Origin of the sequence: Pseudomonas saponiphila, assembly GCF_900105185.1 — a bacterium.
Classification (GTDB): Bacteria; Pseudomonadota; Gammaproteobacteria; order Pseudomonadales; family Pseudomonadaceae; genus Aquipseudomonas; species Aquipseudomonas saponiphila.
In genome coordinates this window covers 1,058,225-1,080,244 of sequence record NZ_FNTJ01000002.1, presented here as the reverse complement: position 1 = coordinate 1,080,244, position 22,020 = coordinate 1,058,225, and the positions used below count along the sequence as shown (strand labels likewise).

The window sequence follows — 22,020 nt, the reverse complement described above, 5'->3', positions numbered from 1 at the left end:
TCGATGCACAGCAGTGTAGTCAAAGGCCGGACCGTCGCTGGCAAGGTGCCAGCTCGCCTGACTGGCGGCACAGGGCTGTGCCGTCAGTCACTGTCGAGGCGTGAATCGCGCTGGGCTCAAGCCCCTAGTGCGGCGGGTAGTTCTGCAGGATACGCATCACCGTATTACGCACCGCGGCGCTGCGATCCACCGGGCTCGGCGAGCTGCTGAGCAACTGCTCGTCGCTGCCGCGCCAGACCAGCTTGCCGTCCTGGCCGTCCAGCAGGTCGATCTGGATGGTCGCCACCTTGTAGGTGATGTTGCGCGTCTCGTTGTACATCGGCCCGCCCCAGTAGCCATTCCACGGGCCGCCCCAACCGCCACCGTAGTTGGTGGTGACCTGCTGCTGACGGTCCTCGACGATCAGGTAGGCCTGGACCTTGAGATCGGCCCGGGCTGCGCCCTGCACCGGGCGCAGGCCACGCTGGTCCAGTTGCTCGGCCACGGCCTGGCGGATGCGCTGCTCGGTCAGGTCGCTCTTGATCCGCGGATCATCGGGGCGGTATTGCAGGGCGGGTTCTTTCCAGCTCCAGCTGCGGTAGGCGCCAAAGTCCCGGCTGGCGTCGAAATCATGATTGACCTGGTTGGCGGCACAGGCGCTGAGCAAGGCGGCACAGACCAGTAACGCGATTCGATGGAACATGCTGTTTCTCCGATTCAAGAACAACCACCGATGGCCCTAACTGGGAGGATAGGCCGCCATTGCCTTTTGCACCGCCTCACGCAAGGCATCGGCTCGCTCGCTGAGGCTGCCACGGCTGCTGGTTTCGGCGCTGGCGCTCCATACCGGCTGGCCGCTGGCGCCGTCATACAGATTGACCCGAACCACCACCACTTCGACCTCGTAGGTGCGCACCACCGGCACGCTGCCGTACATGCCGTAGCCCGGGCCATAACGGTTATAACCGCCGTAGCCGCCATAGCCGTAGTCGTCCTGGACCTGGCGCAAGCGCTTCTCCAGGTGCAGGTCGGCACTGACCCACAGGTCCGCCGGCCGCTTGTCATGCACCGGACGCAATCCCTGCTGGTCCAGCGCGTTGCTCACCGCCTCGGCAATCTGCGCCGAATCGGCCCAGGCCGAGCCGTTGGGCAGGCGCCCATTGAGCCAGGCCCAGTTGCGGTAGCGTCCATAATCGCGCGGCGCCGCCGGGTAGGCGCTGCGATCGAAGGTATTGGCCGCTTGCGGCGGCGCCGGCGGCAGCGGTTTGCTACTGGCGACGTAGGGGTTGCTGCCCTGACAGGCGGCAAGCCCCGAACACAGGAAGATCAGACCCAGGCGGCGTTTCATTGCGCACTCCGTTAGACCGGCCGGCACAGCCAATGCAGATAACGCCCAAGGCCGGCGAAACTTGGGTGTCGGCGGTGAGCCAGTTCCATTTCCAGCAGATCCGTCAGCTCGGCCCGAGCCTGGAACTCCACCGGCATGTAATCGTGGAAAACCCGCACTCCGCTCCGGGTTTCGACTCGCCACAGGCCATCAAGTTGCGCCGCCAGCTCGCGCGGATCAAGCGGTTGTTGCGGAGTCAGGCTCTGCTTTTCACCGGCCATGTGGTTCTTGCGCATCTTGCGGAAGTGACCCTTGAGCAGGTTGCGGTAGACCAGCGCATCGCGGTTGTAGAAGGCCAGGGACAGCCAGCCATCGACGCGGGTCAACTGGTGCAGCACCGGCAGGATTGCGTGGGGCTCGGCCAGCCATTCCAGCACTGCATGGCAGAGCACCAGGTCGTAGGGCTCGGTCAGTTGCCCCAGCAGTTCCTGCCAGGGCGCCTGGATGAAGGTCGCCTGTTGCCCGGCCTCGGCAAAGCGCTGGCGGGCGCCTTCAAGCATCGGCGCGGCGGGTTCGGCCAGGGTCACCTGGTGCCCGTGTTCGGCCAGCCACAGGGACATGTGCCCCAGCCCCGCGCCGATATCCAGTACCCGCAACGGTCGCTCGGGCAGGCTTTCCTTGAGGTCGGCCTGCAGCACCGCGAGACGGATCGCGCCCTTGGCGCCGCCATAGATCTTCTCGGCGAAACGGGTCGCCAACTGGTCGAAATGCCGATCGCTCATGAGCAGAACCGCCGTTCGCTGTCCGCCAGCTTGCTGCGCACCACCTGGTCCATGTCCAGCCCCAATTCGCTGCACAGCAACAGCAGGTAGAGGACGATGTCGCCCACTTCCTGGCCGGCATGGGCCAGCTTGTCAGCCGGCAGTTGCCGGGACTGGTCCTCGGTCAGCCACTGGAAGATTTCCACCAGTTCGGCCATCTCGACGCTGGCGGCCATGGCCAGGTTCTTCGGGCTGTGAAATTGCCGCCAGTCGTTGCGGTCACGGATGGCATGCAGGCGTTGGGTCAGTTGCTCTAGGTTCATCGGGGTCTCCTGAAGGGGTATAGCTTCCGGGGGATGGGCGTGGGACGCAAGAGCGCTTTCGCCGGCAAGCCGGCTCCTACAGAATGTGCCCGCCCTAGCAGCTTCTATGCTTGGCAGGGAACTCGCCACGGGCATCCATGGCCCAAGGCTCAGCTCAGGCCCCATCTTTGATCAGGACGCATCCATGCAGGTAGAAAGCTTCTTCGAATGGCTTGGCCAGGCCATCGGTTCGGTCATCCGTTTCATCGTCGACCTGCTCAGCGGGTTGTTCAGCAGCCTGACCCACGCTGGCGGCAACTTCGTCGATGGGCTGGCCCGGGCCCTGGGCATGGATACTTCGATCGTCAGCATCATCGGCCTGATCATCGGCCTGATGTTCCTCTACTGGGCGATCCGCGCCTTCATGCGCGCCTCGATCATCCTCGGCATCATCTGGCTGGTGCTGGGCCTCTGGCTGCTGAGCTGGATCATCCACTGACGCGGCGCTAAACCCTCGGCGCATCCCGGCGCCGGGGCTACAATGCCGGCTCTCGCAAGGAGCCCGCATGTCCCCCCTGATCACCGATTGGCGTCATCGCCCCACCCATCGCCGCGTCTGGGCCCTGGCCGCGCCGATGATCCTGTCGAACATTTCCGTGCCACTGGTGGCCCTGGTGGACAGCACCGTCATCGGCCACTTGCCCCACGCCCATCAACTGGGTGCGGTGGCAGTCGGCGCCAGCCTCTATACCTTTCTGGCCTGGGCCATGGGCTTCCTGCGCATGGGCGCCACCGGTTTCGCCGCCCAGGCCGCCGGACGCGGCGACGGTGCGGCGCTGCGCCAGATCCTGCTCCAGGGCCTGCTGCTGGCCCTGGGCCTGGCACTGCTGCTGGGGGCGATTGGCGTGCCGCTGAGCGGCGCGGCCCTGCACCTGATGCAACCCTCGGCGGACCTGGACCAGATGACCCGGGCATTTTTCCACACCCGCCTGCTGGGCCTGCCCGCGGCCCTGGCCAGCTTCGCCCTGGTGGGCTGGTTCCTCGGTACGCAGAACGCCCGGGCACCGCTGAGCATCCTGCTCAGCACCAACCTGGTGAACATCGCCCTCAACCTGTGGTTCGTCCTCGGACTGGACTGGGGCGTGGTGGGTTCGGCGCGGGCCTCGGTGGTGGCCGAATGGACCGGCGCACTGATCGGCCTGGCCATGACCCGGCCGGCCCTGCGCGCCTACCCGGGACAGATCGCCTGGGCCGCCCTGCGCCGCTGGCAGAGCTGGCGCCCGCTGCTGGCGGTGAATCGCGACATCTTCATCCGCAGCCTGGCCCTGCAATCGGTGTTTTTCCTGATCACCGTCCAGGGCGCGCGCCTGGGCGATGCCACGGTGGCGGCCAATGCCCTGCTGCTCAATGGTCTGTTGCTCACTGCCCACGCCCTGGACGGCCTGGCCCACGCGGTGGAAGCCCTGTGCGGCCACGCCATCGGCGCCCATGACCGCCAGGCCCTGCGCCGCTCGCTGGTGGTGGCCGGGGGCTGGTCGCTGCTGGCCAGCCTGGGTTTTGCCACGCTGTTCCTGCTCGGTGGCCACCTGTTCATCGAAATGCAGACCGACATCGCCGACGTGCGCCAGACCGCTTTCACCTACCTGCCCTACCTCGCCGTGCTGCCCTTGATCGCGGTCTGGAGCTACTTGCTCGATGGCCTGTTCATCGGCGCCACCCGGGCCCGGGAAATGCGCAACGGCATGCTCCTCACCGTGCTCCTGCTGCTGCCCTTTGCCTGGGCCCTGCAAGGCCTGGGCAACCACGGCCTGTGGCTGAGCTTCCTGCTGTTCATGCTCCTGCGCAGCCTGACCCTGGGCGCCTTCGCCTGGCAGCTGGAGCGACGCGACGGCTGGTTCGCCGGGGCTCACTGAGTGGCTTCGACAAAACCGCTGACCCGCTCCAGCACCGGGGCCAGTCCGCGCAAAGGGCGGGACAAGGCGGCCACCAGGGTGGCGTGATTGGTGCGGGAGAAATAGAACTCCTGCACCGGCACCCCCGCCGCTCGCAGTTTGTTGGCCAGGCCTCCGGTATTGCGCTGCGGGTTGACCAGGGAATCCTCGTTGGAAGCAATCAACAGTGCCGGCGGCGCGCCCTGGCTGACGTGATTGATCGGTTGCGAGTCCGGTGGCGAATCGGGGTAGAAAAACACCGGGCGCACCTCCAGGTTGCGAATGGGTAGAAAGTCATAGGGCCCGGCCAGGCCGATCCAGCCCTTGATGATCTGTGGCGTCAGCCCGACTTGCCCCAGCAAGCGCGAGTCCAGGGCGAGCATGGCCGCGTTGTAGGCACCGGAACTGTGCCCCATCAGATACAGCCGCCGCGGGTCGGCGCCAAACTCGCCGATATGTTCATGAGTCCAGGCCACGGCGCGGGCCGCGTCTTCGAGAAAGGCCGGGTAACGCACCTGCGGATACAGCCGGTAGTCCGCCAGCACCGCCACCATGCCCCGGGAGGCCAGGGCCTCGCCGACAAAGTCGTAGTCCGAACGTGAGCCGCTGTTCCAGCTGCCACCGTGGAAGAACACCACCACCGGCGCCCCAGGAGCCGCCTGCCGAGGCTGATAGACATCCAGCTTCTGCCGCGGATCGCTGCCGTAGGCAATGTCCCGGGTCTTGATGAAGGTGCTGCCGGGAGTCAGGGAGTTGAGCAGCTTGAGCGGCGAACAGGCCGCCAGCAGGCTCAGCACCAGGGCGCCACACAACAGGCGCCACGTGCCATGGGTTGTATCGCTCATCGCTCCCCCTTTGTCTCGGCCACCACGGACAACTGTGTTCAGGCTAGCTGCAAAGGTTGAATCGCAGGCAAAAAAAACCCACCGCATGCGGTGGGTTTTCAGGGGTGGCGCTGAGCCTCAGGACGACAGGTAGGACGAGCGGGTCAGGCCCAGGCGCAGTGCGTCGAGGAACTGGGTGCGCTCGGCGGTGCTGATCTTGGCGCTGGCCACTTTGTCGCGGTAGTGAGTCATCAACTCCTCTGGCGACAAGTGCACGTAGCGCAGCATGTCCTCGATGGTGTCGTGAGTCTCGATCCCGGCGTGGTACACGCTGCCGTTGGCCCGCTGGTAGATGTTCACCGAGTCGGTGTCGCCGAACAGGTTGTGCATGTCGCCGAGGATTTCCTGGTAGGCACCCACCAGGAAGATCCCCAGCAGGTAGTCCTCGCCCTCGTTGAGGCCGTGCACCGGCAGGCTGGTCTCGATGCTCTGCTCGTCGACGTATTGCTTGATCTTTCCGTCGGAGTCGCAGGTCAGGTCTTGCAGCACCGCGCGACGCAGCGGCTCTTCATCCAGACGGTGCAGCGGCAGGATCGGCAGCACCTGGCCGATGGCCCAGGTGTCCGGCAGGCTCTGGAATACCGAGAAGTTGCAGATGTACTTGTCCGCCAGCTTGTCGTTGAGTTCGTCCAGCACCTGGCGGTGGGAACGCTGACGCGCCTTCAACGAGTTGTGCAGGCGACGGCACACGGCGAAGTAGCACTGCTCGGCCAGGGCTTTCTCGGCCAGGGTCAGCTTGCCATCGGCGTACTGGGCGGCGACGTCGCTCATGTAGTGCGTGGCGCGCCAGTAGGTTTCGGTGACCATCTCGATGTCGGTCGGACCCAGCAGGTCAACCAGCCATTGCACGGTTTCCGGCAGCTCTTCCTTGTTGTCGATCTTCGGCACGTCGTCGTTGTGCTTCTCGACGTCGGTCACCTGCACCACCAGCATGGCGTGGTGGGCGGTCAGGGAACGGCCGCTCTCGGAGAAGATGTGCGGGTGCGGCAGGCTCTGCGCGTCGCAGAATTCCTTGAGCATGCCCACCACCACGCCGGCGTAGTCGTCCATGTCGTAGTTGATCGAACTGGCGTTGCGCGAGTGGGTGCCGTCGTAGTCCACGCCCAGGCCGCCGCCGACGTCGATGTGATCCACCGGCAAGCCGAGGTTGCGCAGTTCGCCGTAGTAGCGGATGGCTTCCTTGAAACCGTGCTGGTAGTCCGCCAGGTTGGCGATCTGCGAGCCCATGTGGAAGTGCAGCAGGCGGATGCCCTGGTCCAGGCCGGCGGCGCGGAAGCGCTCCACCACCGACAGCAACTGTGCTGCCGACAGGCCGAACTTGGATTTCTCGCCGCCGGTGTCGGCCCACTTGCTCGACGCCAGGGACGACAGGCGCACCCGCAGGCCCACCTGTGGCTTGACCTTGAGCGAGGCGGCTTCCTCGATCACCAGGCCCACTTCGGACTCTTTCTCGATGACGATGAACACGTTGTGGCCGAGCTTCTGGCCCATCAGCGCCAGGCGGATGAACTCGCGATCCTTGTAGCCGTTGCAGACGATGGTGCCGCCTTTCGGCGCCAGGGCCAGGACCGCCAGCAGCTCCGGCTTGGAACCGGCTTCCAGGCCAATGGAGACGTTCTGGGTGGCGATGATGTTCTCGATCACCGCTTCCTGCTGGTTGACCTTGATCGGGTACAGCGCGGTGTACTTGCTCTGGTATTCCAGGCGCGCGATGTTGGCGTCGAAGGCGCCGGTCAGCTGACGCACGCGGTCCTGGAGAATGTCCGGAAAACGCACCAGCAACGGCAGGGACAAACCGCTCTTGCGCAGTTCGTCGACCTGCTCGAACAGATCGATGGGCAAGCTGCTCGGGCCGTTCGGGCGAACTTCGACGCGACCGGCGTCATTGATCGCGAAATACCCGGCCCCCCAATGGCGAATCCCGTAGACACTGCGGCTGTCCGCAACTGTCCATTGGCTGCCATCGTCTTTACGTGTGCGTCGTACGGACATCGAAGTCCCCTATAAAGAAGTCATAGAGCGCCGCCCCAATCCGGGGTCGGCGCAGTCTAAAGAATGAAAATGACGATTAGCCTGCAAGCGCAATAGACCGCGCCTGCCGTGCCGAGTTTAGAAACCGTTCATGAACAGGCTCTGTGAAAACCATGGGAGACGACGCCAGCGTCCTGAGCGAATCAAGACCGGGTCCAGTCAGAGGTGGTTTTCACAGAGGCTGCTAGCCGCCGGACTTCTTCGCCTTGAAACCGTGCTTGACCAGTTCGGCCAAGAGTAGCTCGACATGGTCGCCCTGGATTTCAATGACGCCGTCTTTCAGCGCGCCACCGGTGCCACAGCGCTTCTTCAAGGTGGTCGCCAGTTCCTTGAGGGCGTCTTCGGCCAGGGGCACGCCGGTGATGGTGGTCACCGTCTTGCCGCCACGGCCCTTGCTTTCGCGACGCACGCGAGCAATGCCGTCGCCGGCCGGAATAACGGTTTGTTTGCAGATACAGGCGGCCACCGGCTGGCTACAGTCCGGGCAATGTCGACCTGCGTCGGTGGAAAACACCAGGCCACCAAGGGCGGCGAAGGATGCGGCTTTTTTGGCCACCGGCAATCCTCTTGGGAGGACAAAGACTGGTCGAAGCACATGGCGGTGCCATCGACCGCGAAGCCCCACTCAGGCAGGGGCAGCGCTACTGAGTCGGCGCGCTTGCAACAAGCGCCTCCGGTTCAGCTTGAAAAGGCGCGCAGTGTAACGGCAAAAAGCCCGGTTGCTAAGAGCCAATCAGCGTCAATTTATGCAACTTTAACGACGGCGCGCCAGATAGCGTTGCAAGGCGGCCAGGGAGTCCGGGCAATAGGGCTTTTCATGGATTTCCCGCAGCACCTGGTCCAGGGGAATGAAGTGCGCTTCGAGGACTTCTTCCGGCTGCAGGCGCAGCGGACCGTCCCACACGGCAGAGAACGCCGAACACCAGAGACGATTGCCGGTGTCCTCGAAGAAAAAGTGATCGTGGGCGGTCAACTCGACTCCGCTTACCCCCAGTTCCTCTTCCAGCTCCCGAGCGGCGGACTCGGCATAGCTTTCCGTCGCCAGGACCATGCCGCCGGCGGCGACATCCCAGTAGCCCGGGTAGATGGCCTTGCTCAGGGTGCGCCGATGCACGCACAGCTCACCGGCGGAATTGAACAGCATGATGTAGGTGCCACGGCCAATCAGGCCGCGCTCGCGCAGCTCGGAACGGACCATGGCACCCAGCAGCTGGTCTTCGCCATCGACCCAGGCAATCTCTTCAGCATCGGAGGCGGCGCGATGGGCCGCCTCATTGGTGGTCGCAACCATGGATCAGCCTTGATTGAGCAGTTGGCGCAAGTCGATGACCGCCGCGTTGGCCCGGGAAATATAGTTGGCCATCACCAGCGAGTGGTTGGCCAACACGCCGAAGCCGCTGCCATTGAGGATCATCGGGCTCCAGACCGGCTCCTGGGAGGCCTCCAGTTCACGGATGATCTGGCGCACGCTGACGGTAGCGTTCTTCTTCGCCAGCACGTCGGCAAAGTCCACTTCGATGGCGCGCAGCAGATGGGACAGGGCCCAGGCCTGGCCACGGGCTTCGTAGAACACGTTGTCGATCTGCATCCATGGGGTTTCCTCAAGCTCTTCATCGACCTGAGGAACCTGGCCGGGAGCGACCACTTCGGTTTTCAGGGCAGTGTTGAGCTTGACGCGACCAACACTGGCCGACAGGCGCTGAGACAGCGAACCCAGGCGCGTCCCCACGTCACCCAGCCAGTTGTTCAGGTTGTCGGCACGGGCATAGAACTGCGCGGTCTTCTGGTTCGGATCGGACAGGCGCGCCTGATAGCGGCTCAGGGAGTTGATGCCATCCTGATATTCCGACTCGCTGGACGGCAGCACCCAGCTCTTGTTGTCGAAGTTGAAGCGCGGCTCGGCCTTGGCCAGGTCGGCATCCTCGGCGGACTGGGACTGGGAGCGGGCGAAGTCCTTGCGCAGGGCGCGGGTCAGGTCGCGAACCTGGACCAGCACGCCGTATTCCCAGCTCGGCATGTTGTCCATCCACAAGCCCGGCGGAAAACGGTCGTTGGAGATGTAGCCACCCGGTTTGTCGAGCAAGGTGCCGGCCACGGTCTTGAGGGTTTCCACGGTGGTGTAGCCCACCACCATCTGCCGGCCGGCCTTCTCGGCGGCAATCTGGGCATTCTGCTGGACCGGAAACAGCGCCGGCTCCTGGCTCCAGTACCAACCCAGGCCACCGGTCACCAACAGATACAGGCCCAGCAAGGTGGCCAGGGCGCGACTGAACAGCAGGCCACCAAAATAGCTGCGTGTCGCCGACTTGGGTTCGGCAGCACGCTCCGGCGCGCTGCCTGCGCGATTCTTCCAATCCAGCATGGCTATGTCCTTTCAATCACTTGGGTTCATCGGTTCGACCACAACCCTACTCCATCGTGCCTTGCCTTGACGGGATAAATCTTCCGGCAAATGCGCGCCGCGCAATGATTGCGAATCAGGCGATCACTATAAATGAAGCACAGTCCCGAGCCTATGCGACCAGACGGTCAGGAACTGAATGGCCGCGCCTCGCACATTATTGACGCACGACACTCATGGGACGCAAAAGTGGTGCTAGCATAGAGCCACCAGTCGATCTCAGCATGCACCCTAACTAGTAGTCAGGATATGACCGAGCCAGAAGACCCCAGCCGTGAGCGCCTCAAGCACCACTTTGCCCAGCGGGTAATTCATCAGGCACGTCAGATTCTTGAGATATGGCAGCGTCTGCAACGCAGTGAATGGTCCACCAGCGACATGTCCGAACTGTGCGAGGCCAACCTGCGCCTGCTGCGCTTCGCCGAACGTTTCGAGCAGCCCGAACACACTCAACTGGCCCGCAGCATCAGCCAGTCTCTTGAGGCGGTGGATGCCAATCGCGGCCGCCTGAGCAGCACCCTGATCACCGATCTCAACCGCCTGATGCAGCGCCTGTCGCGCACCGGCCTGCGACACGGCGACCAGCTGGAACAGACCTTCCTGCCGCCTTTGCGCAAGCCGATCTACGTCATGCTGCAGGACCACGACCGCGCCGAACGCCTGGCCAAGCAGCTGGAATTCTTCGGCCTCAGCGCCCAGTCCCTGGACAGCATTGCGGCCTTTCGCTCATCCATGGTCGAACGCCTGCCGGCCGCGATCGTCATCGATGTCGACTTTTGCGGCCCCGGCATGGGCCTGACCCTGGCGGCCGAGGCCCAGGTCGGCCTGGAGCAGAAACTGCCGCTGCTGTTCTTCAGCCTGCATGAAACCGATACCCCGACCCGCCTGGCCGCCGTGCGCGCCGGTGGCCAGGAGTTCCTCACCGGCACCCTGGAAGCCTCCAGCCTGCTGGAGAAGATCGAAGTACTGACCTGCGTGGCCCAGTACGAACCCTATAAAGTGCTGATCATCGATGACTCCCGGGCCCAGGCGCTGCACACCGAACGCCTGCTCAACAGCGCCGGGATCGTCACCCGCACCCTGATCGAGCCGATCCAGGCCATGGCCGAGCTGGCGGACTTCCAGCCGGACCTGATCATCCTCGACATGTACATGCCGGCCTGCACCGGCACCGAACTGGCCAAGGTGATCCGCCACAACGACCGCTACGTCAGCGTGCCGATCATCTACCTGTCCGCCGAAGACGACCTGGACAAGCAACTGGACGCCATGAGCGAAGGCGGCGACGACTTCCTGACCAAGCCGATCAAGCCGCGGCACCTGATCACCACCGTGCGCAACCGCGCGGCCCGGGCGCGCAACCTCAAGGCGCGGATGGTCCGCGACAGCCTCACCGGCCTGTACAACCACACCCATATCCTGCAACTGCTGGAAGACTGCAGCTTCCGCGCCCGCCGCGAGAACAAGCCGCTGAGCTTCGCCATGCTCGATATCGACCACTTCAAGCGGGTCAACGACAGCCACGGCCATCCCATGGGCGACCGGGTGATCAAGAGCCTGGCGCTGTTCCTCAAGCAGCGCCTGCGCAAGACCGATTTCATCGGCCGCTACGGCGGCGAGGAATTCGCCATCGTCATGCCCGATACCGATCAGGAAGCCGCCTGCAAGGTGCTCGATGAAATCCGCCAGCGCTTTGCCGAGATCCACTACCCGGCCCAACCCCAGGACCTGTGGTGCACCTTCAGCGCGGGGGTGGTGGAGATGCAGGAAGACTCCGACAGCCTGATGATGGCCAGCCAGGCCGACGAAGCCCTGTACCGCGCCAAGCACGGTGGCCGCAACCGGGTACAGGCCGCGCGGCAATCAAGTCAAAGTGCCACCTTTTCATCCGAATCCACTGATTCGGTCATAACCTTGTAATACAAACGCAATAAATTCAGGCGCTTACCATTTTCGCCGTTGGTAGAGCCCCGATGCGCCTGAAGCTGCTGACCAATCTCAATACCCTGTTGCTCGTTGCCGTTTGCCTTGCCCTGGGGGCAACGCTGTGGTGGTCGCAACGGGCCCTGGAACGCCCCTATCTATTGATGGAGCGTTACCTGGGGCTGTCCCAGCAGTTTCAGAATCAAGTGGCACGCAATATCGAAGACTACCTGGCCAGCGGCGATGCCCTGCGCCTGAGCGGCGCGACCCAGGCCCTGGAATCCCTGCAGGGCGAGCTTGGCGAACTGCCAGCGCCGCTGGCGCAGAGCCTGCGCCCGAGCCTGGCCAGCCTCGACACCTTCAGCAAGAGCGACCTGCTGGCGGCCGGCAAACTGGCAGGCGATCCTCAGGCGCTGCTGTTGCAGGCCGAGCGCGAACTGGGGGCCAACCTGGAGCAGCTCAGCCAGTACGCCAGCGGAGCCAAGAGCCCGGACGCGGCCCATTACCTGCCGTTATTGCTCAGCGCCTCACAGCATCTGGGCAAACTCTCCCTGGCCCGCGACAAGCTGGTGAGCAGCGGCCGCAGCGAACTGGCCGCCGATGTCGAACGCGAACTCAACAGCATCCGTGCCCAGGCCGACCGGCTTGAAGCCCTGCCTTTATTGGGCGTGGCTGCCAGTAGTGACTCCGGCACCGATGATTTCGCCGCCATGATGGGCCTGGAAAACACCCAGAAAGCCGCCGCCGAAGACGCCGGCATCAGCCTCAAACGCGAGCTCAACAGCCTGCTCAACCGCTACCCGGCAGAACTTGAGCGCACCCGCGAACAGATCCAGAAACGCGCCGAGCTCGCCGCCGCCACCCTGCTGAAAATCACCGCCGTGCGCCAGGCCATTGCCGAGCTGGAGCCAGCGGTACGGGCCCAGCACGGGCAGATCCAGGGCGAAGTGCGCTTGATGCAGGGGCTGATGATCGCCCTGATCCTGCTGATCGCCCTGGTCATCGACACCTTGCAGCGCAAGCTCGCCAGGGTCCTGACCAACCTGGCCCCGGCACTGTCGACCTGGGCCGAAGGCGACTTCAGCCGACCGATCCAACTGGGCAAGACCAACCGCGAACTGCACGCCATCGAAGAGTCCCTGAACCGTCTACGCGCCTACCTGGTCGACCTGGTGGGCACCATCCGCCAGAACGCCGAGCAAGTGGCCGGCAGCAGCCGCGCCCTGGCCGACCTCAGCAGCGGCCTGCACAGCGGGGCCGAGCGCCAGGCCGGCGACACCGCGCAGATCCGCGATGCCCTGGGGGAGCTGGAAGCCACCATCCAGCAGGTCGCCGGCGACGCCAGCCAGGCCGCCGATGCCAGCCGCAGCGCCGGCCTCGCGGTGCAACAGGGACAGAAAGTCATCGGCCTGAGCCTCACCGGCCTGCATGCCCTTGTAGGGGAAGTCCAGGGCAACGCGCAGATGATCGAGCATCTGGCCCAGGAATCGGCCACCATCGGCGGCGTACTGACGGTGATCCGCTCCATCGCCGAACAGACCAACCTGCTGGCCCTCAACGCCGCCATCGAAGCTGCCCGCGCCGGAGAGATGGGCCGCGGCTTCGCCGTGGTCGCCGAAGAGGTGCGCTCCCTGGCCCAGCGCACCGCCGGTGCCACGGCAGAGATCCAGACCCTGATCGCCGGCCTGCAAAGCGCCGCGCAGCAATCGGTGCAAGGCATGCGTGCCCAGGTGGAACACGCCGAAGCCACCGCCAGCCAGGCCCAGGCCGCCGACGGCGCGCTGGATGAAATCGTCGGAGCGATCCAGACCATCGCCGACACGGCAGTGCGCATCGCCGATGTCACCGCCCAGCAAAGCGGCGCGGTCAGCGAGATCCGCGACCACAGCGAACGCATCCATCAACTGGGCGGCGACAACCTGCTGCGTATCGGCGAAGGCCGGGCCCAGGGCGAGAACCTGCTGGACCTGGGTGGTCAACTGCACACTGCGGTGCAAGCCTTCCGCGTCTGAGCCGGTTTCGCGCCCCGCGTCGCTGCCAACCGGACCAGGTCCCGCCGGCCTTCTGCGCTGGGGGACATTGCGGCTCATGGCGCAAGATCACAACGGCCGCCCCCCCTTCTCAGCCCAACATCGGCGAAATCGACGCCAGGCACTGTAGTGCTCCCTTCTTGCAGGCAAGTGACCGGATTTCATCAGTCAGTCACATATTTTGCGCAAACATCGCTCATCGTGCTGGCTATTGCCGAGAACTGGACAGTCATAAAGTCTTTCCGGCATAGTCGCCGGGTTCTGACAACAGCCCCCGACAACAAGGAACGACCGATGGCCACCCTACTGGTGCTTCACGGCCCCAACCTGAACCTGCTCGGCACCCGTGAACCGGGGGTCTACGGTGCAACCACCCTGGCCCAGATCAATCAGGATCTGGAGCAGCGGGCCCGTGATGCCGGGCACCATCTGCAGTACCTGCAGAGCAATGCCGAGTACGAATTGATCGAGCGCATCCATGCCGCCCGCGATGAAGGCGTGGACTTCATTTTGATCAATCCAGCAGCTTTTACGCATACAAGCGTCGCATTACGTGACGCGCTGCTGGCGGTGAGCATCCCATTCATCGAAGTGCATCTATCCAACGTGCACAAACGCGAAGCTTTCCGCCATCACTCCTACTTCTCCGATGTTGCGGTGGGAGTGATCTGCGGCCTTGGCGCCAGCGGTTACCGACTGGCCCTGGAGGCCGCCCTAGAACAGCTTGAACGACAGGCAAGTGCTTGAACGACAGGCAATAAACGCCCCTGACCGACCCTTGGGAGTTGATGATTCATGGATATCCGTAAAGTTAAGAAACTGATCGAGCTGCTGGAAGAGTCCGGCATCGACGAGTTGGAAATCAAGGAAGGCGAAGAGTCCGTACGCATCAGCCGTCACAGCAAGACTCCAGCCCAGCAGTACTACGCTCCAGCCCCAGTGGCCGCTCCCGCTGCTGCGCCTGCCGCTGCCGCCGCCCCGGCCGCTGCTGCTCCTGCCGCCCCGGCTGCACCTGCACTGAACGGCACCGTGGCCCGTTCGCCAATGGTCGGTACGTTCTACCGCAAGTCTTCGCCTACCTCGCCAGCCTTCGTTGAAGTCGGCCAGAGCGTGAAGAAAGGCGACACCCTGTGCATCGTCGAAGCGATGAAGATGATGAACCACATCGAAGCTGAAACCAGCGGTGTGATCGAATCCATTCTTGTCGAAGACGGCCAGCCGGTTGAGTACGACCAACCGCTGTTCACCATCGTTTGAACCGCGGAGAGTCTTTGATGTTGAAGCCTGCGAAGTTGGAAAAAGTCCTGATCGCCAACCGCGGCGAAATCGCCCTGCGGATCCTGCGTGCCTGCAAGGAAATGGGGATCAAGACCGTCGCCGTCTACTCCAAGGCCGACAAGGAGCTGATGCACCTGGGCCTGGCGGACGAATCCGTTTGCATCGGGCCTGCGCAAGCCGCGCAGTCCTACCTGCACATCCCGGCCATCATCGCGGCCGCTGAAGTCACTGGCGCTACGGCGATCCACCCTGGCTACGGCTTCCTGGCGGAAAACGCCGACTTCGCCGAACAGGTGGAAAACTCCGGCTTCGCCTTCATCGGCCCGAAAGCTGAAACCATCCGCCTGATGGGCGACAAGGTTTCCGCCAAGCACGCGATGATCGCGGCCGGCGTTCCTACGGTTCCAGGTTCCGACGGCCCGCTGCCGGAAGACGAGGAAACCGCACTGCGCATTGGCCGTGAAGTCGGCTATCCAGTGATCATCAAGGCCGCTGGCGGCGGCGGTGGTCGCGGCATGCGCGTGGTGCACAAGGAAGAAGACCTGATCGCCTCGGCGAAGCTGACCCGCTCCGAAGCCGGCGCGGCGTTTGGCAACCCGATGGTCTACCTGGAAAAGTTCCTGACCAACCCACGTCACGTGGAAGTTCAGGTGCTGTCCGACGGCCAGGGCAATGCCGTCCACCTGGGCGATCGCGACTGCTCGCTGCAGCGCCGTCACCAGAAGGTCCTCGAAGAAGCTCCGGCACCGGACATCGACGAGACTGCGCGCCAGGAAGTCTTTGCCCGTTGCGTCAAGGCCTGTATCGACATCGGCTATCGCGGTGCCGGTACGTTCGAGTTCCTGTACGAGAACGGCCGCTTCTACTTCATCGAGATGAACACTCGTGTGCAGGTGGAGCACCCGGTATCGGAAATGGTCACCGGCATCGACATCGTCAAGGAGATGCTCAGCATCGCCGCCGGCAACAAGCTGTCGTTCACCCAGGATGACGTGGTCATCCGCGGTCACGCGCTGGAATGCCGGATCAACGCCGAAGACCCGAAAACCTTCATGCCAAGCCCAGGCACGGTCAAGCATTTCCATGCCCCGGGCGGCAACGGCGTGCGCGTCGACTCGCACCTGTACAGCGGCTACGCGGTTCCACCGAACTACGATTCGTTGATCGGCAAGCTGATCACTTACGGCAGCAGCCGTGACGAAGCCATGGCGCGCATGCGCAATGCGCTGGACGAAATCGTCGTCGACGGGATCAAGACCAACATCCCGCTGCACCGCGACCTGACCCGTGACGAAGGCTTCTGCAAAGGGGGGGTGAACATTCACTACCTCGAGCACAAGCTGGCCGAGCAACACTGATCGGCATCCGCCACACCGACAAGGCCGCTTTCGAGCGGCCTTGTCGTATCCGCCATTCCCCCTTCCTCCGTAGGAGCGAGCTTGCTCGCGAACCACCCAGCGACCATTGCGTGCATCCCCCCAATCAACCGCCACCGCAACCCAGCACTCGGCATCCCCCCTCGCTCCCACGGGGCGTCTCGCGTAAACTTGCGCGCTTCTCGCGGCCCGCTAGGCTGCACATCACATATTTTCAAAGGTGCCCGCCATGCCTTGGCTGCAAGTCCGTCTCGCCATCAGCCCAGAACAAGCCGAAACCTATGAAGACGCTTTTCTTGAAGTCGGTGCCGTTTCGGTCACCTTCATGGACGCCGAGGATCAGCCGATCTTCGAACCCGAACTGAACACCACCCCGCTGTGGTCCCACACCCACCTGCTGGCCCTGTTCGAAGGCGGCACCGAGGCCGCCAGCGTGCTCGCCCACCTGGAACTGCTGACCGGCGCTCCACTGCCCGAGCACCACAGCGAAGTCATCGAAGACCAGGACTGGGAGCGCAGTTGGATGGACAACTTCCAGCCGATGCGCTTCGGCCAGCGCCTGTGGATCGTCCCCAGCTGGCACGCCGCGCCGGAGCCGGATGCGGTCAACCTTCTGCTGGACCCGGGCCTGGCGTTCGGCACCGGTACCCACCCGACCACCGCCCTGTGCCTGCAATGGCTGGATAGCCAGGACCTCAAGGACTGCAACGTACTGGACTTCGGCTGCGGCTCGGGAATCCTGGCCATCGCCGCGCTGTTGCTGGGCGCCCGCCACGCGGTCGGCACCGACATCGACATACAGGCCCTGGAAGCCTCCCGGGACAACGCCGGGCGCAACGGCATCGCCGACGAGCTGTTCCCGCTGTACCTGCCCGAGCAACTGCCGCAGGTCCAGGCCGACGTGCTGGTGGCCAACATCCTGGCCGGCCCGCTGGTGGCCCTGGCTCCGCAACTGTCGGGCCTGGTCAAGTCCGGCGGACGCCTGGCGCTCTCCGGCATCCTCGCCGAGCAAGGCGAAGAGGTCGCCGCGGCCTATGCCCAGGACTTCGATCTGGATCCGATCGCCACCCTCGATGGCTGGGTGCGCATCACCGGCCGTCGGCGCTAGAATGGCCGCCTGCATAATCCGGATGGCCGCATGACCGACAGTTTCGTCACCCAATGCCCACATTGCCAAACCAGGTTCCGCGTCAGCCACGCTCAACTGAGCGTGGCCCGCGGGGTGGTGCGCTGTGGCTCCTGCCTGCAGGTGTTCAACGCCGCGCGGCAATTGCTGGAGCAGCGCGCCGCGAAGGAAAGCGCAGCGTCCAGGCCGGTGGCGAAAGCGGCGCCCGCGCCTGCGGCAGCGCCTCCCGTCGAGCCACCAGCCGAGCCCGCCGCCAGCCCCACGCCAGCGGCGCCCGCCATGCAGCGCGCCATCAGCCAGAAACAATGGTCGGCTGCCGAAATGGACCTGGATCACCTGGACCTCGACGAGGAACTGGCCAAGCTCGAACAGCGCGAGATCCAGCCGGCCAAGGCCTTTGGCCAGGAGCGGGAACACAAGGAAGGCAGCCTCAGCGCCCGCCGCGACCCGCAGGACGCCGATGATGCCCACTGGCCCGACGGCCTGTTTGGCAGCGCCGCTGAACACGACGAGCCGCAACCTGTCGCCCTCAAGGTCCAGGCACAGCCGGACGAGCCCGCCCCCGAGCCGCCCCGGCACAGCCGTACCGAACCGTCGCTGTCCTTCAACCTGGCGGACCTGGAAGACGAACCGAAAGCCCCCAAGCTGCGCCTGGATGACGACCTGGAGCCGTTCGACGCCCGGATCTCGGCAGACGGCGCCGAGCAGGACGACGAAGCGGACGCCCCCCATGGCAAGAAGCGCCGTGAACGCAGTGAACCCGCCGTGGCGGAAGACGTCCTCCTGGACCTGGTGGATGACCCCATACACCTCGACTGGCAGAAACGCCGCTCGCCCTGGGGCCGGCGCCTGCTCTGGCTGCTGTTGATCCTGCTGGCCGCTGGCGGCCTGGCGGGCCAGTACATCGCCTACCATTTCGACGAACTGGCGCGCCAGGACCAGTACCGCCCCTGGTTCCAGCAACTGTGCCCGGAGTTCGGCTGCACGGTGCCATCCCGGGTGGACATCGCCCGGATCAAGAGCAGCAACCTGGTAGTGCGCAGCCATCCGGAATTCAGTGGGGCGCTGGTGGTGGACGCCATCATCTACAACCGTGCGCCGTTCTCCCAACCCTTCCCGCTGCTGGAACTGCGCTTCGCCGACCTCAACGGCCACCTGATCGCCAGCCGCAGCTTCAAACCCGGGGAGTACCTGGGCGGTGAGATGCAGGATGTGGCGGAAATGCCGCCGCAGACGCCAATTCACATCGCCCTGGACATTCTTGACCCCGGACCGAAAGCCGTGAACTACAGTCTCAGTTTCCACTCGCCCGAGTGAATCGGCTGAACGAGCTGGCGAACAACTCTGAATTGAAGACAGATTTATGACTGCATCGCTCAGATTGATCCCGGAGCGATAACGGAATAACTGTTCAGATTTTATCCAATTCAGCCTTTATCCGGTCATCGAGAGCGGGTATCATGCCAACCCTTTTTCGAACTCCCATGATCCGGCCCCACAACAGGGAAGTCCTATGTCGGCGGTACGCATCGGCCCATATACATTGCACAACGGCTTGATTCTCGCCCCGATGGCGGGGGTCACCGACCAGCCCTTTCGTCAGCTTTGCAAGCAGTTGGGCGCGGGCCTTGTAGTCTCGGAAATGGTCACCAGCGACATGAGCTTGTGGAACAGCCGCAAATCGCGGTTGCGCATGATCCACGAAGGCGATCCCGAGCCACGCTCGGTACAGATTGCCGGTGGCGATGCACAGATGCTGGCAGACGCCGCCCGCGCCAACGTCGAGCTGGGCGCACAGATTATTGATATCAACATGGGTTGTCCGGCGAAGAAGGTCTGCAACAAGGCCGCCGGCTCCGCGTTGCTGAAAGACGAAGCCCTGGTCAACGAGATTCTCCAGGCGGTGGTGGCCGCGGTGGATGTACCGGTCACCCTGAAGATCCGCACCGGCTGGGACCGGCAGAACAAGAACGGCCTGACGGTGGCGAAGATCGCCGAACAGGCAGGCATCACGGCGCTGGCGGTCCATGGTCGGACCCGGGCCGACCTGTACACCGGTGAAGCCGAGTACGACACCATTGCCGCGATCAAGCAGGCGGTGTCGATCCCGGTCTTTGCCAACGGCGATATCGACTCACCCGAAAAAGCCCGGCAGGTCTTGCATGCCACCGGCGCCGACGGGCTGTTGATTGGCCGGGCCGCTCAGGGGCGGCCGTGGATTTTTCGTGAGATCGAGCACTTCCTGCGCACCGGTGAGAGCCTTCCGGCACCGGAGCTGTTCGAAGTGGAACGTATTCTGCTAGAGCACCTGGCCGCGCTGCATGCCTTCTATGGGGAGGTCATGGGCGTCCGCATCGCACGCAAGCATGTGGGCTGGTATCTCGCAACCCTGCCGGGCGCCAGGGAGTTTCGCGCCCACTTCAATCGTTTGGAAGATACGGAAGCACAATGCGCCAACGTTCGTGAGTTCTTTGCCGGACGTTACAAGAGCCTGGAAACAGGGGACGGAGAAGGGGTGGCCGCATGACGATGATGACCGAGACTTTAGTGAGTGGAACAACACCCGTGAGCGACAACGTGAATTTGAAACAGCACCTCAATACCCCCAGCGAAGAAGGCCAGACCCTTCGCGGGAGTGTCGAGAAGGCGCTGCACAATTATTTCGCCCACCTTGAGGGCGCTGCCGTCACGGACGTGTACAACCTGGTGCTCTCCGAAGTCGAGGCTCCGTTGCTCGAAAGCGTGATGAACTACGTCAAGGGCAATCAGACCAAGGCCAGCGAACTCCTGGGCCTGAACCGCGGCACCCTGCGCAAGAAACTCAAGCAGTACGATTTGTTGTAAGCATTCAATCAAACCAGAAAGGCGCCCGCGTAAAAACGGTCGCCTTTTTTGCTGACTCCTTTGCTTTTGATGGAAATTGAGATGACCGACCAGACTACCCGCCTGCCGATCCGCCGCGCCTTGATCAGCGTTTCCGACAAGACCGGGATCCTCGAATTCGCCAAGGAACTGGAAGCCCTTGGCGTGGAGATCCTCTCCACCGGCGGGACCTTCAAGCTGCTGCAGGACAACGGCGTGTCCGCAGTGGAAGTGGCGGACTACACCGGTTTCGCGGAAATGATGGATGGCCGGGTCAAGACCCTGCACCCGAAAATCCACGGCGGTATCCTCGGTCGTCGCGGCATCGACGACGCCATCATGAACGAGCACGGGATCAAGCCGATCGATCTGGTGGCGGTCAACCTCTACCCCTTCGAAGCCACCATTTCCAAGCCGGGCTGCGACCTGCCGACCGCCATCGAGAACATCGACATCGGCGGCCCGACCATGGTCCGCTCAGCGGCCAAGAACCATAAGGACGTGGCCATCGTGGTCAATGCCAGCGACTACGCCGGCGTCCTGGAAAGCCTCAAGGCCGGTGGCCTGACCTACGCCCAGCGCTTCGACCTGATGCTCAAGGCCTTCGAACACACCGCCGCCTACGACGGCATGATCGCCAACTACATGGGCACCGTGAACCAGGCCGCGCAAACCCTGAGCACAGAAGGCCGCAGCGAATTCCCGCGGACCTTCAACAGCCAGTTCATCAAGGCCCAGGAAATGCGCTATGGCGAGAACCCGCACCAGAGCGCGGCGTTCTACGTGGAAGCCAAGCCTGCCGAAGTCGGCATTGCCACCGCCACCCAGTTGCAAGGCAAGGAGCTGTCCTACAACAACGTAGCCGACACCGACGCCGCCCTGGAATGCGTGAAGAGCTTCGTCAAGCCGGCCTGCGTCATCGTCAAGCACGCCAACCCGTGCGGCGTGGCGGTCAGCCCGGACGCCGAAGGCGGCATTCGCCAGGCCTATGAGCTGGCCTACGCCACCGACACCGAGTCGGCCTTCGGCGGCATCATCGCCTTCAACCGCGAACTGGACGCCGACACCGCCAAGGCCATCGTCGAGCGGCAGTTCGTCGAAGTGATCATCGCCCCGTCGGTGAGCGAAGAAGCCCGCGCCATTGTCGCCGCCAAGGCCAATGTGCGCCTGCTGGCCTGCGGCCAGTGGTCGGCCGACCGGGTTCCGGCCTGGGACTACAAGCGCGTCAACGGCGGCCTGCTGGTGCAGAGCCGTGATATCGGCATGATCAGCGCCGATGACCTGAAAGTCGTGACCAAGCGCGCCCCCACCGAGCAGGAGATCAACGACCTGATCTTCGCCTGGAAAGTCGCCAAGTACGTTAAATCCAACGCCATCGTCTACGCCAAGAACCGCCAGACCATCGGCGTCGGCGCCGGCCAGATGAGCCGTGTGAACTCGGCGCGGATCGCTGCGATCAAAGCCGAACACGCCGGTTTGCAGGTCGCGGGTTCGGTGATGGCCTCCGACGCGTTCTTCCCGTTCCGCGACGGCCTGGACAACGCCGCCAAGGTCGGCATCACCGCGGTGATCCAGCCCGGCGGTTCGATGCGTGATGCAGAAGTGATTGCCGCTGCCGACGAAGCCGGCATTGCCATGGTCTTCACCGGCATGCGCCACTTCCGTCACTAACAGCAGCCACAAGCATCAAGCTGCAAGCGACAAGCCAGAGCCGATCGCAATCGCCCTTGCTTGCACTTGCAGCCTTTCTCATTCAAAGCCGCACGCCGCACTTCAGAGCGACCCAGATTGCTCTTCACTTGCAGCTTG

The 22,020-nt window shown here is 63.8% G+C and carries 21 protein-coding genes; 12 read left to right on the top strand and 9 right to left on the bottom strand.

Translation table 11 applies throughout. From position 1 onward, the window contains the following. Window positions 1-124 precede the first annotated feature (124 nt). From BLV47_RS26820 to BLV47_RS26805, 4 genes are read right to left on the bottom strand one after another with little or no spacing between them, the layout of a single operon-like run. Entirely contained in the window at window positions 125-682 is a 558-nt protein-coding gene (locus BLV47_RS26820) for a DUF4136 domain-containing protein (RefSeq protein ID WP_092319264.1), read from the bottom strand. A 36-nt stretch (window positions 683-718) separates the two neighbouring features. After that, complete coding sequence (locus tag BLV47_RS26815; protein WP_092319262.1) at window positions 719-1,327, bottom strand: DUF4136 domain-containing protein; 609 nt, start codon at window positions 1,325-1,327, stop codon at window positions 719-721. An 11-nt stretch (window positions 1,328-1,338) separates the two neighbouring features. After that, window positions 1,339-2,088, bottom strand: a complete 750-nt coding sequence (locus BLV47_RS26810; protein ID WP_092319260.1) for a methyltransferase — start codon at window positions 2,086-2,088, stop codon at window positions 1,339-1,341. Continuing rightward, window positions 2,085-2,390 carry a MazG-like family protein gene (locus BLV47_RS26805; protein WP_016967051.1) on the bottom strand — a complete coding sequence of 102 codons (306 nt, stop codon included), beginning with the start codon at window positions 2,388-2,390 and terminating at the stop codon, window positions 2,085-2,087. The genes BLV47_RS26810 and BLV47_RS26805 overlap by 4 nt, the downstream gene beginning before the upstream one ends. 184 nt (window positions 2,391-2,574) lie before the next feature. Here BLV47_RS26805 and BLV47_RS26800 point away from each other — a divergent pair, with 184 nt between their 5' ends. Together BLV47_RS26800 and BLV47_RS26795 are read left to right on the top strand one after the other, a co-directional pair. Beyond that, a complete protein-coding gene (locus BLV47_RS26800; RefSeq protein WP_092319258.1) occupies window positions 2,575-2,868 on the top strand; it encodes a hypothetical protein in 294 nt (97 codons plus the stop codon). Between the two features lie 67 nt (window positions 2,869-2,935). After that, window positions 2,936-4,282, top strand: a complete 1,347-nt coding sequence (locus tag BLV47_RS26795; protein ID WP_092319256.1) for an MATE family efflux transporter — start codon at window positions 2,936-2,938, stop codon at window positions 4,280-4,282. On the opposite strand, the gene BLV47_RS26790 is transcribed toward BLV47_RS26795, so the two are convergent. The 5 genes from BLV47_RS26790 to BLV47_RS26770 all read right to left on the bottom strand — a co-directional run bounded on the left by BLV47_RS26790 (window position 4,276) and on the right by BLV47_RS26770 (window position 9,577). Then, window positions 4,276-5,145 carry an alpha/beta hydrolase gene (locus BLV47_RS26790; RefSeq protein ID WP_092319254.1) on the bottom strand — a complete coding sequence of 290 codons (870 nt, stop codon included), beginning with the start codon at window positions 5,143-5,145 and terminating at the stop codon, window positions 4,276-4,278. The genes BLV47_RS26795 and BLV47_RS26790 overlap by 7 nt on opposite strands. A 117-nt stretch (window positions 5,146-5,262) precedes the next feature. Continuing rightward, a complete protein-coding gene (gene speA, locus BLV47_RS26785; RefSeq protein WP_092319252.1) occupies window positions 5,263-7,176 on the bottom strand; it encodes an arginine decarboxylase in 1,914 nt (637 codons plus the stop codon). Between the two features lie 223 nt (window positions 7,177-7,399). Continuing rightward, window positions 7,400-7,771 carry a translation initiation factor Sui1 gene (locus BLV47_RS26780; RefSeq protein WP_015634001.1) on the bottom strand — a complete coding sequence of 124 codons (372 nt, stop codon included), beginning with the start codon at window positions 7,769-7,771 and terminating at the stop codon, window positions 7,400-7,402. A gap of 198 nt (window positions 7,772-7,969) precedes the next feature. Continuing rightward, window positions 7,970-8,506 carry an NUDIX hydrolase gene (locus BLV47_RS26775; protein ID WP_092319250.1) on the bottom strand — a complete coding sequence of 179 codons (537 nt, stop codon included), beginning with the start codon at window positions 8,504-8,506 and terminating at the stop codon, window positions 7,970-7,972. Window positions 8,507-8,509: 3 nt separating this feature from the next. Then, a complete protein-coding gene (locus tag BLV47_RS26770; protein WP_092319248.1) occupies window positions 8,510-9,577 on the bottom strand; it encodes a DUF2333 family protein in 1,068 nt (355 codons plus the stop codon). 288 nt (window positions 9,578-9,865) lie between these two features. Here BLV47_RS26770 and gcbA point away from each other — a divergent pair, with 288 nt between their 5' ends. The 10 genes from gcbA to purH all read left to right on the top strand — a co-directional run bounded on the left by gcbA (window position 9,866) and on the right by purH (window position 21,882). Beyond that, complete coding sequence (gcbA, locus tag BLV47_RS26765; protein WP_092319246.1) at window positions 9,866-11,536, top strand: diguanylate cyclase GcbA; 1,671 nt, start codon at window positions 9,866-9,868, stop codon at window positions 11,534-11,536. 53 nt (window positions 11,537-11,589) lie between these two features. Then, window positions 11,590-13,551 (top strand): methyl-accepting chemotaxis protein, encoded by a 1,962-nt coding sequence (locus tag BLV47_RS26760; RefSeq protein ID WP_092319244.1) that lies wholly within the window; start codon window positions 11,590-11,592, stop codon window positions 13,549-13,551. 312 nt (window positions 13,552-13,863) lie between these two features. Continuing rightward, the gene (gene aroQ / locus BLV47_RS26755; protein ID WP_092319242.1) at window positions 13,864-14,316 is read left to right on the top strand and encodes a type II 3-dehydroquinate dehydratase; all 453 of its coding nucleotides are present in this window, start codon (window positions 13,864-13,866) and stop codon (window positions 14,314-14,316) included. Window positions 14,317-14,364: 48 nt separating this feature from the next. Then, entirely contained in the window at window positions 14,365-14,826 is a 462-nt protein-coding gene (gene accB, locus BLV47_RS26750) for an acetyl-CoA carboxylase biotin carboxyl carrier protein (protein ID WP_060837344.1), read from the top strand. A 17-nt stretch (window positions 14,827-14,843) separates the two neighbouring features. Beyond that, complete coding sequence (gene accC, locus BLV47_RS26745; RefSeq protein WP_060837343.1) at window positions 14,844-16,205, top strand: acetyl-CoA carboxylase biotin carboxylase subunit; 1,362 nt, start codon at window positions 14,844-14,846, stop codon at window positions 16,203-16,205. A 247-nt stretch (window positions 16,206-16,452) separates the two neighbouring features. Next, a complete protein-coding gene (prmA, locus tag BLV47_RS26740) occupies window positions 16,453-17,331 on the top strand; it encodes a 50S ribosomal protein L11 methyltransferase (protein WP_092319240.1) in 879 nt (292 codons plus the stop codon). Between the two features lie 30 nt (window positions 17,332-17,361). Beyond that, window positions 17,362-18,666 (top strand): DUF3426 domain-containing protein, encoded by a 1,305-nt coding sequence (locus BLV47_RS26735; RefSeq protein WP_092319238.1) that lies wholly within the window; start codon window positions 17,362-17,364, stop codon window positions 18,664-18,666. A gap of 196 nt (window positions 18,667-18,862) precedes the next feature. Then, window positions 18,863-19,876 (top strand): tRNA dihydrouridine synthase DusB, encoded by a 1,014-nt coding sequence (gene dusB, locus BLV47_RS26730; RefSeq protein ID WP_092319236.1) that lies wholly within the window; start codon window positions 18,863-18,865, stop codon window positions 19,874-19,876. After that, window positions 19,873-20,193 carry a DNA-binding transcriptional regulator Fis gene (gene fis / locus BLV47_RS26725; protein ID WP_003186237.1) on the top strand — a complete coding sequence of 107 codons (321 nt, stop codon included), beginning with the start codon at window positions 19,873-19,875 and terminating at the stop codon, window positions 20,191-20,193. The genes dusB and fis overlap by 4 nt, the downstream gene beginning before the upstream one ends. Window positions 20,194-20,274: 81 nt before the next feature. Further along, a complete protein-coding gene (gene purH, locus BLV47_RS26720) occupies window positions 20,275-21,882 on the top strand; it encodes a bifunctional phosphoribosylaminoimidazolecarboxamide formyltransferase/IMP cyclohydrolase (RefSeq protein WP_092319234.1) in 1,608 nt (535 codons plus the stop codon). Window positions 21,883-22,020 lie beyond the last annotated feature (138 nt).